The organism is Pseudidiomarina aestuarii (genome assembly GCF_003987355.1).
Lineage (GTDB): Bacteria > Pseudomonadota > Gammaproteobacteria > Enterobacterales > Alteromonadaceae > Pseudidiomarina > Pseudidiomarina aestuarii.
This window is the reverse complement of sequence record NZ_PIPR01000001.1, coordinates 1,846,660-1,861,072: the sequence shown is the minus strand read 5'-3', so window position 1 is coordinate 1,861,072 and position 14,413 is coordinate 1,846,660. Positions and strand designations below refer to the sequence as shown.

Annotated in this window: 17 protein-coding genes; 12 read left to right on the top strand and 5 right to left on the bottom strand. The window is 48.4% G+C overall.

Going from position 1 to position 14,413, the window contains the following annotated elements; translation table 11 throughout:
* Window positions 1-303: 303 nt before the first annotated feature.
* Window positions 304-774 (bottom strand): flavodoxin domain-containing protein, encoded by a 471-nt coding sequence (locus CWE22_RS08535; protein ID WP_169930897.1) that lies wholly within the window; start codon window positions 772-774, stop codon window positions 304-306.
* Window positions 771-2,195, bottom strand: coding sequence for a sensor domain-containing diguanylate cyclase (locus CWE22_RS08530; protein ID WP_169930896.1), 1,425 nt, complete (start codon window positions 2,193-2,195; stop codon window positions 771-773). Before CWE22_RS08530 ends, CWE22_RS08535 begins: the two co-directional genes overlap by 4 nt.
* Window positions 2,196-2,335: 140 nt before the next feature.
* Here CWE22_RS08530 and CWE22_RS08525 point away from each other — a divergent pair, with 140 nt between their 5' ends.
* The 5 genes from CWE22_RS08525 (at window position 2,336) to CWE22_RS08505 (ending at window position 7,748) form a co-directional block, all read left to right on the top strand.
* Window positions 2,336-4,804 carry a M1 family metallopeptidase gene (locus CWE22_RS08525; protein WP_169930895.1) on the top strand — a complete coding sequence of 823 codons (2,469 nt, stop codon included), beginning with the start codon at window positions 2,336-2,338 and terminating at the stop codon, window positions 4,802-4,804.
* Window positions 4,801-5,292 carry a DUF6702 family protein gene (locus tag CWE22_RS08520; protein WP_169930894.1) on the top strand — a complete coding sequence of 164 codons (492 nt, stop codon included), beginning with the start codon at window positions 4,801-4,803 and terminating at the stop codon, window positions 5,290-5,292. The genes CWE22_RS08525 and CWE22_RS08520 overlap by 4 nt, the downstream gene beginning before the upstream one ends.
* A gap of 62 nt (window positions 5,293-5,354) precedes the next feature.
* Window positions 5,355-5,822: a hypothetical protein gene (locus CWE22_RS08515; RefSeq protein WP_169930893.1), complete on the top strand. Its 468-nt coding sequence runs from the start codon at window positions 5,355-5,357 to the stop codon at window positions 5,820-5,822.
* Window positions 5,819-6,886: a PQQ-dependent sugar dehydrogenase gene (locus tag CWE22_RS08510; RefSeq protein WP_169930892.1), complete on the top strand. Its 1,068-nt coding sequence runs from the start codon at window positions 5,819-5,821 to the stop codon at window positions 6,884-6,886. The genes CWE22_RS08515 and CWE22_RS08510 overlap by 4 nt, the downstream gene beginning before the upstream one ends.
* Before the next feature lie 82 nt (window positions 6,887-6,968).
* Window positions 6,969-7,748, top strand: a complete 780-nt coding sequence (locus CWE22_RS08505) for a S1/P1 nuclease (protein ID WP_169930891.1) — start codon at window positions 6,969-6,971, stop codon at window positions 7,746-7,748.
* Here the strand turns inward: CWE22_RS08505 and CWE22_RS08500 are convergent.
* The 3 genes from CWE22_RS08500 to flgA all read right to left on the bottom strand — a co-directional run bounded on the left by CWE22_RS08500 (window position 7,745) and on the right by flgA (window position 9,277).
* A complete protein-coding gene (locus CWE22_RS08500; RefSeq protein WP_169930890.1) occupies window positions 7,745-8,197 on the bottom strand; it encodes a flagella synthesis protein FlgN in 453 nt (150 codons plus the stop codon). The genes CWE22_RS08505 and CWE22_RS08500 overlap by 4 nt on opposite strands.
* A gap of 5 nt (window positions 8,198-8,202) precedes the next feature.
* Window positions 8,203-8,505, bottom strand: coding sequence for a flagellar biosynthesis anti-sigma factor FlgM (gene flgM, locus CWE22_RS08495; RefSeq protein ID WP_169930889.1), 303 nt, complete (start codon window positions 8,503-8,505; stop codon window positions 8,203-8,205).
* 82 nt (window positions 8,506-8,587) lie between these two features.
* Window positions 8,588-9,277 (bottom strand): flagellar basal body P-ring formation chaperone FlgA, encoded by a 690-nt coding sequence (gene flgA, locus CWE22_RS08490; RefSeq protein WP_244596023.1) that lies wholly within the window; start codon window positions 9,275-9,277, stop codon window positions 8,588-8,590.
* A 184-nt stretch (window positions 9,278-9,461) separates the two neighbouring features.
* Between flgA and flgB the strand changes: the two genes are divergently transcribed.
* From flgB to CWE22_RS08455, 7 genes are read left to right on the top strand one after another with little or no spacing between them, the layout of a single operon-like run.
* Window positions 9,462-9,869: a flagellar basal body rod protein FlgB gene (flgB, locus tag CWE22_RS08485; protein WP_169930887.1), complete on the top strand. Its 408-nt coding sequence runs from the start codon at window positions 9,462-9,464 to the stop codon at window positions 9,867-9,869.
* Window positions 9,870-9,877: 8 nt separating this feature from the next.
* Window positions 9,878-10,288 carry a flagellar basal body rod protein FlgC gene (gene flgC / locus CWE22_RS08480; protein WP_244595984.1) on the top strand — a complete coding sequence of 137 codons (411 nt, stop codon included), beginning with the start codon at window positions 9,878-9,880 and terminating at the stop codon, window positions 10,286-10,288.
* Between the two features lie 10 nt (window positions 10,289-10,298).
* Window positions 10,299-10,970, top strand: coding sequence for a flagellar hook assembly protein FlgD (locus CWE22_RS08475; RefSeq protein WP_169930886.1), 672 nt, complete (start codon window positions 10,299-10,301; stop codon window positions 10,968-10,970).
* A gap of 10 nt (window positions 10,971-10,980) precedes the next feature.
* Complete coding sequence (gene flgE, locus CWE22_RS08470) at window positions 10,981-12,165, top strand: flagellar hook protein FlgE (protein ID WP_169930885.1); 1,185 nt, start codon at window positions 10,981-10,983, stop codon at window positions 12,163-12,165.
* 33 nt (window positions 12,166-12,198) lie between these two features.
* Window positions 12,199-12,942, top strand: a complete 744-nt coding sequence (locus tag CWE22_RS08465; protein WP_169930884.1) for a flagellar basal body rod protein FlgF — start codon at window positions 12,199-12,201, stop codon at window positions 12,940-12,942.
* A 15-nt stretch (window positions 12,943-12,957) separates the two neighbouring features.
* Window positions 12,958-13,740, top strand: coding sequence for a flagellar basal-body rod protein FlgG (gene flgG / locus CWE22_RS08460; RefSeq protein ID WP_169930883.1), 783 nt, complete (start codon window positions 12,958-12,960; stop codon window positions 13,738-13,740).
* A 1-nt stretch (window position 13,741) separates the two neighbouring features.
* Complete coding sequence (locus tag CWE22_RS08455) at window positions 13,742-14,401, top strand: flagellar basal body L-ring protein FlgH (protein WP_169930882.1); 660 nt, start codon at window positions 13,742-13,744, stop codon at window positions 14,399-14,401.
* The last annotated feature ends 12 nt before the right edge of the window (window positions 14,402-14,413 follow it).

The window sequence follows — 14,413 nt, the reverse complement described above, 5'->3', positions numbered from 1 at the left end:
TGATCCAGATCAAAACGCTTAAATGCTGCGGGATTGTAGTGGGTTAGATCTTATAAAAGGTTTTGATCTTGTTTTTGATCTTTTATTACTACTACTACTAGGGAAAGAATTTCTGTGGATAAGCGTTTGTAGCGCATATTCAACAAGGATCACAACGATCTCATTCCCTGTGATCAGATGATGATCGTTCCCGTGATCAAACGGTGGATAAGATCGGTAGTTATCCACAATGACAGTTATACACAGAGTTATCACAGGGGAGTAAACAGAGCTTAGGGGATCTTAAACAGAGGTTATACACATTTACGACTGTTTATTATTTAACCATGTGATTAGTTTTGGAAGCCATTCAGCGGCTTTTTCTTCTGGATCTTCCGTAGCCATATCTATTTCAAGGCGTTCAATTGCGCGTTTCGCATGCAGCTTATCTAACAACGCATCACAATCCCGACCAGCTGAACAAAACGTGTCATAGCAGCTATCGCCAACAGCAATAACCGTAAAATTAAGTTCATCCAGTTGCGGCTTTTCGGCATGCATTTGTTCGGCAAAGTCCAACATTGAGTCGGCATATTCTCCCGCACCATGACTCGCTATACAGCATAACCAGAAGGTTTCTTCGTTGCTTTGCCGCAACGCCTCAAGTAGGTCACTGTAGTCGGGTTCATAATGAAGGCTAGTGGTAAACCCTGCGTGTTGCAGTTGTTCAGCGATTTGATCGGCAAGGTATTCGGTATTGCCGGAGGTGGTGGCGACTAGGATGTCGATATTCATGGTGCTGTAGCTACCTTATTGCGACCGAGATGTTTTGCTCTGCGTAAAGCGTCGTCAGCCCGAATGAGTGCCTGTTGAACTTGTTCATGTGCTTGAAACTCAATCACTCCAAAACTTGCTGTTAGGGGTAATTGTAGCCCATTGACTTCAATAGTAGGTAGGTCACGTTTCAATCGCTGTGCGGTAGCTTCAGCTTCGCTTAAATTCTGGTTGGGCAGTAGAACTAGAAATTCGTCGCCACCAAAGCGACCGACTAAGTCACCTTCGCGAATCAGTTTCTTGATTGCTTGGGCTGCGGAAACGAGCGCTTCATCACCAATCGAGTGCCCATACGTATCATTGATGGTTTTGAAGTGATCGAGGTCGAAAATCAATAAACTTACAGGCTGTCGATTGAGAATCTGTCGTTTCAGCACTTTTTCGGTGCATTCAATAAAATGTTGGCGAGTGATAATACCGGTCAATCCATCGGTAATATTTTGCTGATAGAGCACTTGATTTTGTTGGGCAAGGTTGGGAACTGCCATGCCAAAATAGGCGTTTGCCGCTATCACGCACAGCGCAAATTGATAGGTGATAGCCGAGTCGCTCATACCTAAAAGGCCTACCCACAATGCTATTGCAAGGCTGGTTAAGGCCAAGCTTACTATGGCGCGCCAAGAGCTCTCCGAGTAAACAATCCACATTTGCGGCAAGCTCAAAAAGAAGACTGCAAATGCGAGAGCGGGATTTGCGAGGGAGTTATCTGCAATCATCACCACCGCGAGTAACAATTGCAACACCAAGAGTTTGACTACGAACTGATTTTTGGATGTTACTTTCGGCGCTTTTGTTTGTTGATAAATACCCGTCCAATCGGTCAGTTGTGGCCAGATTTTCATAATGACGATAATAAAGATTGGTGCCATCACAAAAGTGCCAGCTAAATCACCAATCCACCAAGGCAACCAGGTTGTCATGAAATTGATCTGTAGCTGCGGGTCGGCTAAATGAAGAGCAATAATGCCAGAGAATGTCGCCAGTAGAGTGGTTGCTCCTCCGAATAATAGAAAAATATAGATTTGCTTGGGGAAGTTCTGTCGCTGCTCACGTTGTAAAAAGTAGCCGCATAATGTGCCACCGAAACCATAGGCAATAATATGTGCAAATCCGAACCAAATTGCGCTGGTCATTTGTTGCTGAATTGAAACGATGTTGCTGTCTAGCCAATACATCCAAAGTGTTGATAAAAACGAGGCAATAAAGACGGGTAGAAGTGCACGCCAACCGAGTAGCAAAAAAGCAGCGAAACTGAGTCCAGCGGGCGGAAACCAGAGACTCGCATGGGGCTGATATTCCATGAGTACAGAAAGTCGCCAAACCAATAACCACAGAGCGATGAATAAGCTGTAACGTGCAAGCGATTGGGGAGTTAGTGTCATGGGTACGTATAAGTTGTTGTTAAAAAGGTCTAACTCTCGACAAAGTGTCACTTTTTTATGGTTAACGCAATAGTAGGTATGCCATTGAATTGTTATGCTCCAAATTAATAAATTTTTTGTATTACCTACAGGTTTCTTTCATGAACAATTCGACTATTTGGATTGGCGCAAGTGTGCTGATCAGCGCTTTAGTAATGCCGTTTACGGCTGTTGCTGAGTCCGCTATTCAACAAACCAAAGGCAGTTATCAGGATAAGTTTCGCCAGTTGGATGAAACGTTACCAACTCCGAATGTTTATCGCAGTGCGGCGGGTGAACCTGGGGAAAATTACTGGCAACAGCGAGCAGACTACGACATTGATGTCACACTCAATGAAGCGGCACGCAGAATTGATGCTTCGGAAACCATTACGTACCACAACAACTCACCTTACACATTGCGCTATATCTGGATTCAATTAGACCAGAATATCTTTCGCAATGATTCCATGGCAGAGCGCAGCAGTACATTCTCAAGCAGACCAGAGCAGAATTTGAATGGCATTGATAAGCCTGCGCGGATCAGTTTAGGGCAATTGCGTCGGCAGCAGTTTATGGCCGACAACGAGCTCGGCTTCGAAATCAAAAAAATCAGTGATAGCCGTGGTCAAGGTATGGATTTTGTCGTGGTGGGTACCAAGCTTCGACTGGATTTACCACAGCCGTTAAAGCCAGGCCAAAAAACAGAGTTTGGAATTGATTTCGGTTTTAATATCGTTGAGTCCGATGCAGTTGGTGCGCGCTCAGGTTATGAGCATTTTCCGGATGACGAACGCGAAGGTGGAAACGACATTTTCTTAATGGCGCAGTGGTATCCGCGAGTAACCGCATTTACTGACTATGAAGCGTGGACCAATAAAGAATTCTTAGGCAGTGGCGAGTTCACCATGGAATTCGGTGATTTTGAAGTAGAAATCACTGTGCCGGCTGATCATATTGTGTCGGCTTCAGGTGTCTTACAAAATCCACGAGACGTGCTCACGGCAACGCAGCGTCAACGTTTAGACAATGCGAAAGGCGCTGAACGCCCAGTGTTTGTGGTGACGCCGGAAGAAGCACTCGAAAACGAGAAAGAAGCCACTGACGAAATGAAAACGTGGCGCTTTGTGGCCGAGAATGTCCGTGATTTTGCTTGGGCTTCGTCACGTCAATTCATTTGGGACGCACAAGTGTATGAGCAAGGCGGCAAGGTGATGCCGGAAGTATTGGCGATGTCGTTTTATCCCAAAGAAGGGGGTGAGTTATGGGAGAAATATTCGACTGCTTCAGTGATTCACACCATGGAAGTGTATTCTCGCTTCTCATTTGATTATCCCTATCCAACCGCCCAGTCAGTGAACGGCCCCGTCGGCGGTATGGAATACCCAATGATCACCTTTAATGGCCCGCGCACGGAACTTCAAGATGACGGTAGTCGCACCTATTCGTTGGCAGAAAAGCGCTTTTTGATCGGTGTAGTTATTCATGAAATTGGACACATTTACTTTCCAATGATTGTGAATTCCGACGAGCGGCAATGGACCTGGATGGATGAAGGTTTAAACAGCTATTTAGATGCTGTTGCCGGGCGTGAATGGGACCCGGATATTCCTTGGGGCGTTGAAGCGCGTGGCATCATTGATTATATGAAGTCGACTAATCAAGTCCCCATCATGACGCAGTCAGATAGCGTTCTAAATTTGGGCCCCAACGCCTACACCAAGCCCGCAGTTGCGTTGAATATTTTACGTGAAGTGATTATGGGCCGTGAGCTATTCGATTACGCATTTAAAGAATACGCTCGCCGGTGGATGTTCAAACGACCTACACCAGCGGATTTCTTTCGGACTATGGAAGAAGCTTCAGGTGTGGACTTAGATTGGTTCTGGCGCGGCTGGTTCTACTCAACAGACCATGTCGATATCAGTTTGGACCGTGTCTACAAATTACGGATGGATACGAAAGATCCGGATATCGATTGGGAGCGCCGTCGCCAAGAAGAAGCAAATAAACCGACGTCACTTTTCGTGGAACGCAATCAAGCGGAAGGACGTAAAACCTGGGTTGAGTTAAACCCAGATGTAACCGACTTCTACGATGAGAATGACGAGTTTACAGTGACCAACAAGCAGCGGAATGCGTATCAGAGTTTCCTGGAGAAACTTGAGCCGTGGGAACGTCGCGTATTTGATCGAGCTGTGAGCGAAGATAAAAACTATTATGTTCTGGATTTCAGCAATTTGGGCGGACTGGTAATGCCTATCCTACTGGAATGGACCTATGCCGATGGCACCAAAGATTCCATGCACATTCCGGCTGAGATTTGGCGTCGGAACGCGAAGAATGTCAGTAAACTGATTGTGACCGACAAAGAAGTGACTGATTTTGCTGTGGATCCACAATGGGAAACGGCTGATGTGGATATTGTAAATAATTACTATCCGCGCCGAATTATTCCATCGCGCATTGAGGCATTTAAAAGTAATCGTCAGGCTGATCACATTCGTCGCGACTTGATGCAAGAGTCAAAATCAAAGCTGAAGACTGCTGATGATGACGACAAAGATGAAATAGAGAACGACGATCAATGAAGTATTTGATTGAGACCGTGCTCGCTGTAGTGTTGATGGGCAGCGCATCTGCCCATCAACTAAAAACCGCAGTGACAACGGTCTTATTCAACGAACGAACCGGCAACATTGAGGTAATGCATCGCTTCAACCTGCACGATGCCGAGCATGCGGTGAGTGTGCTGTTTGATGCCAAAGGTGCTGATATTCATGATAGTGCAGAAACGCGAGAGCAATTTGCCGGTTATGTGATGGAGCGTTTCCAGCTGGCTACCCTCGCGGGTGAGCGCTTGAATTTGGAACCGGTTGGGCAGCAAATTGATGGCGCTAATATCTGGGTTTATCAAGAGGTTGCTATGCCGAAGTCGCTGGCAGGTCTCAAGTTAAAACACCAAGCACTGCAAGATATCTGGGCGTCGCAGCAAAATCTGGTTAATATTGAAGGACGTGGACCCCTTCAAAGTCTGACATTTCAAGCTGCGGATGACTGGCTGGAAGTGTCATTTTAGGCTGACACATGGGGCGTAGCTTAAATGGGTCCCATCTTTCATTCGAACTCGGAGTCAGCAGTATGATACGAATTGCTCTCGCTTTTCTGGTTGCTTTAGTGGTTGCCAGCATCACCGCTGCAATTATCCAAACCCAATTTAATATTGCAGCGCTGCAGGATTGGTCCGTGGAGATTGACTGGGCGCTCCGAAAAGAAGCCACGTTTCACGATATTATCAACTTTTCGCCGACATTCGCGATTATTCTCGGAACTTCGCTGCTTGTTTCTCTCCCCGTAGCCTATTTTATTGATCGGCGCCGCCCCAATCCTGAACCGATTTGGTTCCTAGTCGGTGGAGCGGTTGGGTTGTGGGTAGCCTTTTTGATTGTCGATGCACTGCTCCCGATGCCCACACTGATAGCCGTGAACCGAACACTTCCGGGCTTAGTGAGTATGGTGGCATGTGGTGGCCTCGCAGGTTATCTATTTGCCAGAGTTAGTAAGATCAGCAGTTATTCAAGCCACCAGAGTGAGGGAGCAGCAGCATGAAGGCACTAGCACTAAGCGTGTTGAGTCTCGCGTTGTACGCTGGCGCAACATTCGCGGACGAAGAGATTACCTTGTCAGTTATTGCGGATGATTTGAACCAACCGTGGGGTCTGGCGCAGCTACCGGACCAAAGTTGGTTGGTGACCGAGCGTGGCGGACGACTCCTACATATCGATGCCAACTCCAATGCGACACAAACTGTCGCGTTAAACCTGCCTAACTTATTTGCTGAAGCTCAGGCCGGACTTTTCGAGGTGTTATTAGCGCCAGACTTTGAGCAAAGTCGAAAAGTGTATTTAAGCTATGCCTGCGGAGTCGCGTCACGTAACACCACCTGTGTGAGTGTTGGAATGTTGAATCAAGAAGCTACAGAAGTGAGCAATCTTGAAGTGATTTTTAGTGGCACTGATAAGAAGGGAGCCGCACATTATGGTGGACGAATGACGTGGCTTCCTGACGCCACGTTACTGCTGACACTTGGTGACGGTTTTGACTATCGGGAGCAAGCACAAAATCTGGATAGTTACTTAGGCAAAATAGTGCGCATGAATGCCGATGGCAGCGTACCTGAAGATAATCCATTTCGGCATAAAGAAGCACCGTTAATCTACAGTTACGGACATCGGAATGTGCAAGGCATTGTTTATGACGCTGAGCGTGATGCGATATGGCAGCATGAACATGGTCCTCGCGGTGGCGATGAACTCAACAAGATTGAGGCGGGCAAAAACTACGGCTGGCCGTTGGTCACTTATGGCATTGATTACACGGGTGCTTATGTAAGTCCCTTGCAAAAATTGCCGGGGACAGTTCAACCGCTATTACAATGGACGCCATCATTAGCGCCTGCGGGTTTAGCCCTGCATAACGGTGATTTATGGGTGGCACATTTGGCTGGTCAGCGCTTGCAACGTTTTCGTTTTGTGGATGGGAAATGGCAACAGTCACAAGACTTTTTACAAGAGCGTGAGACGCGCTACCGCGCTGTGGCGAGCGGCAGCGATGGGCGACTCTACATCCTAGAAGATTCACCAAACGCCAAATTATTAGCTATTAGCTATTAGTTACTTGCTATTAGAAAACCCTGGTTTCGCTCGTTGCGAATAGCCATTAGCCAATAGCCAGTAGCTGTATTGAGGAGTAGTCATGCGACTGATTTTGATTCTTTTGAGTTTGCTTGCATTCAGTCCTGCCGCACAAAGTTATGGTGGTGTTGGGCATGTCGTGTTCTGTCAGATGACCTATGAGTTAGTGTCGCCGGCAACGCGTCAACGCCTCGATGCTATGGTAGCTGAACATCCAGATTATGACTCTTTCGGGGCCATTTGCAGTTGGGCTGACGATATTAAAAGCAATGATAAGTGGGACTGGGCAAAACCTCACCATTACGTCAATTTCGAGCGTACTCAAGCACAAGTGAAAGCAGATGCATGTCCGCCACAGGGCTGCGTTTTGTCGGCTATTCAGCATCATTACAGCGTCCTAAAGAACAACCCAGAAAGTTGGGTTGCGTTGGCATTTTTGGCGCATTTTGTTGGTGATTTACATCAACCTATGCACGTAAGTTTTGCGGATGACTTAGGCGGAAACCGCGCCAATTTATATTACTTCGACGAAGAACGTAATTTGCACTGGTTGTGGGATACCGGCATGTTATTGCGGCGCAATGGTGAGCCACCACACGCTAAAGCCGAGAGCTTGGGTCAAGAGTTAGAGCCGCTAGCGCCTTTGCAGTACAGCGAATCATTGGTGTTGGGATGGGCCAACGAATCGGCTGCAATTACCCGTCGAATCTATTCCGACTACGCACCGCAGCAACGCTTAGGTGAAAACTACACGGCGCAATATGGACCCATTTTAGAGCAACGGATGCAAATGGGCGCGCAGCGTTTAGCGGCGCTCCTCGATGGTATTTATCAGCATTAAGCTTTGGAGTTAATACGCTGAGGGCGAGTCGGTTGATTACCGTCAGAGCCATACAGTTGGCCGCCGCCACTGGCATCACGCAGAATATTGAGCATGTGCTGATTGTGGTGTAGGCGGTGTTGAATAAGCTCGCCGTTTAACTGGTTCATTTTTGCTACGCGTTCGGCCGCCTGCAGCAAAGTTTCCCAAGTATCTAAACAACCGGCCTGATCAGCTGCCTTACGAGCGCCTTTGCTGTCAGTTGCAAATCCGAGTTTCTGTTGAGCGGTGCGGCGCTGTTGCTCAGCGGCTTCGATTTCTTGTTGCAACGCGGTTTTGGCTTGTGCGATACGCTCCAATTCAGCGCCATCGATAGTGCCGGCACTCAACATAGATTGCTCTTGCTCAAGCAATTGCTGCAAATTAGTCAATCGGGTAATTTGTGCGTCTAAATGCGTCTGTAGTCCCATAAATCCTAATCAGAGTTGCTGGATGATTCAGTTAAACTTTGCAACATAGATTCGGCTATTTGGTCAGCACGCATCGTCAGTTGGCCGTCACGAATAGCTTGTCGAATGGATTCGACTTTAGCGGTATCGATATCTTGGCTTTGATCTTGCGGGAGTTGACTAAAATGAGTGACGACGTCCGCTGAACTAGCTGCTTGACTAGCTTCAGTCGAAGGCGCACCCGTTTTCGCCGAACGGTTCGATTCCGTTTGGTTGGTACCGGGCAGTGGCTGAAATCCATTCACTTTCACAGGAAATACCTCACTCATTTATGTCTACCTGAGTTATCGGCAGAGCACCGCCAAACTTTAACCGAATGTGCAAAAAATTCATAGTAATCTATAGAGAAGGTCATGATGCGGGTACCGCACGTCCGGGACCTGTGACTTTGACCGACAGTAAGTTTTTGTTTTCTAAACGGACGCGAATAATCTCATTCACGCCTCCTGCATCAAGCGCTTGTCCCTCTTGGCGCAGCTCAAATCCAGCACCTGAGGCAATCACCGTCACATTTTGGCCTCGTTCTACAACAACAGGCACTTGCAAAAAGCTTTCTTGAATGACCGTGTCAGCAACCAGAGATCGCCGCGTTTGCTGACCAATAATCTGTTCAGGATCGCGTAATGCTTGGTGTGGTAAACGCGTCAGGTCACCTTGCATAGTTTTAATATGCTCGGCTGTGATGCGCGTACCTGCTGAAACTGAATCGGCGAGAACATAATAAGTTCCCAAAAGTTGAATGGTCACGGGCACATAATGCGGACGTGGTGAGTCTTCACAGGTAACCGGTATCAGTGCGCGACCGCGACGCAACTGGGTATCCTCTGGAACTGAGAGACTCGCAACGACACAGTCGTTCAACTGCTGTTTGCGTGTTTCGGACCAACTTAATGTCAATTCGTAGTCGTCCGCTAACCGTTGCAACGGCATCGCGAGCTCCGAGCGCAGTTGACGCTCCCACTGCGGCATGGCTGGTGTGCTCGCTAACAGCGCAGCGCTGTGCAAGCTCAAACCAATCAGTAGTAGTTGGCATAACCTCATGATCACGGATCTCTACTCATACCTCAGTGAAAGGCCAGTATAACGACCTCAAATTTTCTCTAATCGCAGAATTAGGGGTAAAAAAGGCGCTTTTTTGTCCCTTTGTCTTGTCAACAGCAGGTCTAGTCTAGACCGTGAGAAAAAAGCGATCGAAATGAGGATCGCGAGGATCGAGGATACCGGGATGATCGATAAACTGAGTCAGTCTCTGCAGTTTCACCAACAAGCGCTGTCGCTTCGGCAACAGCGGCAGGAAGTGATCGCGAATAATATCGCCAACGCAGATACGCCCAATTTCAAAGCGCGGGATATTAATTTTAGTGCCGAGTTGCAACGGGCGAGTGCGTCACTTCAAGGCACTACTCAACCGACTAAAACGCATGCAGGGCACCTGCAGCTCGGGGCGAGTAACAGCGTGACGGCACAGCTTCAATATCGGACACCAACGCAGTCTCGGCTGGATGGGAATACTGTCGATATGGATATCGAACGCACTCAGTTCCTCGACAATTCACTGCGCTATCAAGCCGATATTCAGTTCCTTGATGATCGCACCAGTGGCTTACGCAAAGCCATGCAACCTGAACAATAACGGAGCATATGATGGCGACTAATTTCTCCATTCTCGATATTGCCGGCTCAGCACTAACAGCGCAGTCACAGCGCATGAACGTGTCGGCGAGCAATATGGCAAACGCCAATAGTGTCGCAGGACCAAATGGCGATCCTTATAAAGCAAAGCAGGTGATCTTCGAACAGCAACTGCAGAACCAAGGTGTGGGTGGTGTGCAGGTTAAGCAAGTGGTTGAATCGGAAGCGCCAGCGCGGCGCGAGTATCAGCCAGGACACCCGCTGGCAGACGACCAAGGTTATGTAACCTTACCCAATGTCGACCCCGTTGCTGAAATGGTCAATATGATTTCAGCGGCGCGGTCTTATCAGGCCAACGTAGAAGTGCTCAATACCAGTAAAGAATTACTGATGCGCACGCTCTCCATCGGCCGCAGTTAAGGAGTAAAACATGTTTGGCAATACTATTGACGCCAGTGTTGTGACTCAAGCCAACCGCGGTGGTGGACAAGTCGCTTCGAATGGCGAAGAGATGCGCAATAACTTTATGACGTTATTGGTTGCTCAATTGAATAACCAAGATCCATTGAACCCAATGGAAAACAATGAAATGACTGCGCAGCTAGCCCAGATCAATACCGTCAGTGGAATTGAGTCGTTAAATGACACGATGCAGAACATCAATGGCCAAATTGATGCGCAGCGTTCATTGCAGGCAGCTGGACTCATCGGCAAAGCGGTGTTGGTTCCAGGTGATCGTTTGTTGGTGGGTGAAGCGGGCGATACTACGCCATTCGGTCTGGAGTTACAGTCACCCGTTGGCGAAATGACAGCCAAAGTATTCAACGAAAGCGGCATGCTCATACGGACTTTTGACTTAGGTCCTGCCAACAGTGGTTCTCACTCTTACACCTGGGATGGCTTGATGGACGACGGCACTGCTGCTCCTCCAGGTTCTTATCGATTTAGTGTTGAAGCCGTCAATGACGGTAAGTCAGTCAGTGTTGAGCAACTGAATTACGCTCAAGTACTGGCAGTCAGTAACTACAAAGACGGTCCACGGCTTGATCTCGGCGGTATTCTCGATCCAGTCCGACTCGAAGATATTCGTCAAATTATTTAAGGAGCTCATTATGGGTTTTTCACAAGCACTTTCAGGTTTACGCGCTGCGGCCATTAATCTTGATGTGATTAGTAACAACGTTGCCAACTCACAAATTGTTGGTTTTAAAAGCTCACGCGCACAGTTTGCAGACATTTACGCCAATGCCGAGGTCGGTTTGGGTACGCGTCTAGCCGGTGTCGTGCAGGATTTCAGTGACGGTAATATTGAGACTACCGATCGTGGTTTGGACTTAGCGGTATCGGGTAAAGGTTTTTTCCGCTTTGAAAGCGCAGGCGAAATTATCTACTCGCGAAATGGTCAGTTGACGATGGATCGCAGTGGCTACTTAACCAACGCATCAGGTGCACGCTTGACGGGTTATCCTGCAGGTATCGACTTCGGTGGTCAGCCACAAGTTATGCAAATACCATCCGTTGGTTTGCCTGCGTATGCGACTAATTCGATCCAAGCCACGTTTAATATGGATACGCGTTCGGCCATTGTTAACCGCGGAGCGGTTCCTTTTGACCCAGCCAATGCCAACTCTTATTCCTACACCAACAGTGTCACGTTATATGACTCGTTAGGTACGCCACATCAAAGTCAGATGTACTTTACGAAAACCGCAATCAATACCTGGGAAGTGCGGCTTGTACGTGACAATGAAGTAGCTCCTGAAATTGGCCAATTGACCTTTGACGGAAATGGCTTATTGGATTCGACGAGTGGTCTTGATGCATTTACGTTTGCTCCACCTAATGGTTCAGACCCAATGACTGTAAGTATGGAGCTCGAAGGTTCGACTCAGTTCGCCAACGAATTCGAACTTGCTGAAATTTTCCAAGATGGTTACGTCTCTGGAACACTCATGCAGGTCAATATCAATGAATTAGGTGAGATTGTCGGTACTTACTCGAATGAGCAGGAGCGGGTACTGGGCACTATTGCTTTGGCGAACTTCCAAAGCCTAGAAGGCCTGCAGCCGGCTGGTGACAACGGTTGGCGCGAAACTACTGAATCAGGACAGCCGATTGTATCGGTGCCTGGGCAAGGTCAGTTCGGCAACATTATGGCCGGTGCAGTAGAAGCTTCGAACGTCGATCTGACACAAGAGCTTGTCGCGATGATCATTGCCCAACGTAACTACCAAGCGAACGCACAAAGCATCAAGTCTCAGGATGAAGCCCTGCAGACCACCATGCAGTTACGTTAATCGTTAACCAGTAAACGTTAAGAGGAACAGCTCATGGATGCCATTTTATATACAGCCATGAATGGTGCGCGGCAAACGTTGGACGAACAGGCGGTGGTGACGAATAACCTCGCCAATGTATCGACCAGTGGCTTTCGGGCTCAGCTCGCTGCCGCGCGCGCTGTTCCGATAAATGGTGCTGGTGTGCACGACACTCGCGTGGCTGCGGTATCGGCAACGGGTCTATTTGATACCAGCTCTGGAACGGTGCAAACCACCGAGCGTGATTTGGATGTCGCGATGCAAGGAAACGCGTGGTTGGCGGTGCAAACCCCAGCTGGCGAGGCCTACACCAAGCGTGGTGATTTACAGGTGAACGCAGAAGGTCAAATGACGGTCGGCGGCATGCCTGTACTCGGTCAAGGTGGCCCCATTCAGGTGCCGTTGGGTACTTCGGTTTCCATTGGTAATGACGGTACGATTTCTGGCATTGGCATGGGTGGTAATCCAACAGAGCTGGTACCGTTGGATCGTTTGAAATTGGTCGATGTCACGGAACCGCAGCAATTGATGCGCAGCGAAGATGGTTGGTTTCGTAGTCCGGTAAATGCACCTTTGGCAGCATCAGAAACAGCACAAGTGCGCTCTGGTGCGCTAGAAGGCAGTAATGTAAACGCTATTGATGCGATGGTTGCGATGATCGATAACCAACGCCGCTATGAACTCAATATGAGTGTAATAAATAAAGCTGACGAGACGGCGCAACAGGCGAATAGCTTGCTGTCTGTGCGTGGCTAACGGGAGAAAGCCATTATGATTAAGTCATTGTGGATTGCAAAAACAGGCCTGACTGGGCAACAGCAACAATTAGACGTAATTACCAACAACCTGGCAAACGTGAATACGACAGGCTTCAAACGTTCACGCGCTGTGTTTGAAGATTTGCTGTATCAAAATATGCGCCAACCCGGTGCTATGAATAATGCGCAAGACGCGCTGCCGTCCGGTTTGCAGGTCGGTACCGGTGTTCGTGCTGCAGCAACCGAACGCTTGCACACACAAGGCAATTTAAGCAATACAGAAAACTCCAATGACTTGGCGATTAACGGCAAAGGCTTTTTCCAAGTTTTACTGCCAGATGGCAACATCGCTTACACCCGTGACGGTAGCTTTCAGATCAACCAAGATGGACAAATGGTGACCGCCAGTGGGCAACCACTCGAGCCTGCTATTTTTCTGCCCGCCAATGCATTGAGTGTGACCATTGGTGAGGACGGTATTGTCTCGGTCAAACAACCGGGTATTGCACAAAACCAGCAAGTGGGACAAATCAGCCTCGCCACCTTTATGAACGACGCGGGCTTGGAGGCTATTGGCGGTAACTTATATATTGAGACGGCCTCATCTGGTGCACCAACCGAAGCGCTACCTGGTGTCAACGGTGCAGGACGCTTGTATCAGGGGTTTGTTGAAGCCTCCAACGTGAACGTGGTTGAGGAAATGGTCAACATGATTCAGACCCAGCGCGCTTATGAAATCAATAGTCGTGCCGTTCAAACTAGCGATGAAATGCTGGCGCGGTTAGGACAACTCTAAGATGAAAGCGGTAGCGGTGGGTATTCTCGCACTCGGATTGGCAGCATGCAGTAGCGTGCCCGATCCGGTTGTTGTCGAGCCCTATGAAGAGGTTTCGATTCCGGATCTGCCGCAAGGCGAAGCGAATGGTTCTATTTACCAAGCGCAACAGGGTTACGTTCCTTTGTTTGAAGATCAACGGCCACGCCGCATTGGTGACATTCTGACAGTTGTGTTGGAAGAGCAAGTCAGCGCGACCAAAAGTGCTTCATCGAATGCATCCAGAACCAGCAACGTGGGGGTTGACCTAGAGGGATTGCCTGACGCTTTAGAAGAACTCGCAGAATACGGTTTTGCCGTTGGCAGCAACAACGACTTTACCGGTAGCGGTGGGTCTAGTGCCAATAACCGATTTTCAGGAACGATTACCGTGACGGTTTTACAAGTGCTCCGTAATGGCAACTTACGGATCCGCGGTGAAAAGCAAATCGCCATCAACCAGGGTACGGAAGTTATTCGTTTCTCGGGCATTGTGAATCCGCGGCAAATCAATCGTAGCAATACAGTGATGTCGACTGCCGTTGCTGATGCTCGCTTGGAATATATGGGTGACGGTTATATCAGCGATGCGCAGCGCATGGGTTGGTTGCAGCGCTTTTTCAATAAAATCGCACCGTTTTAAGAGGATAGATTT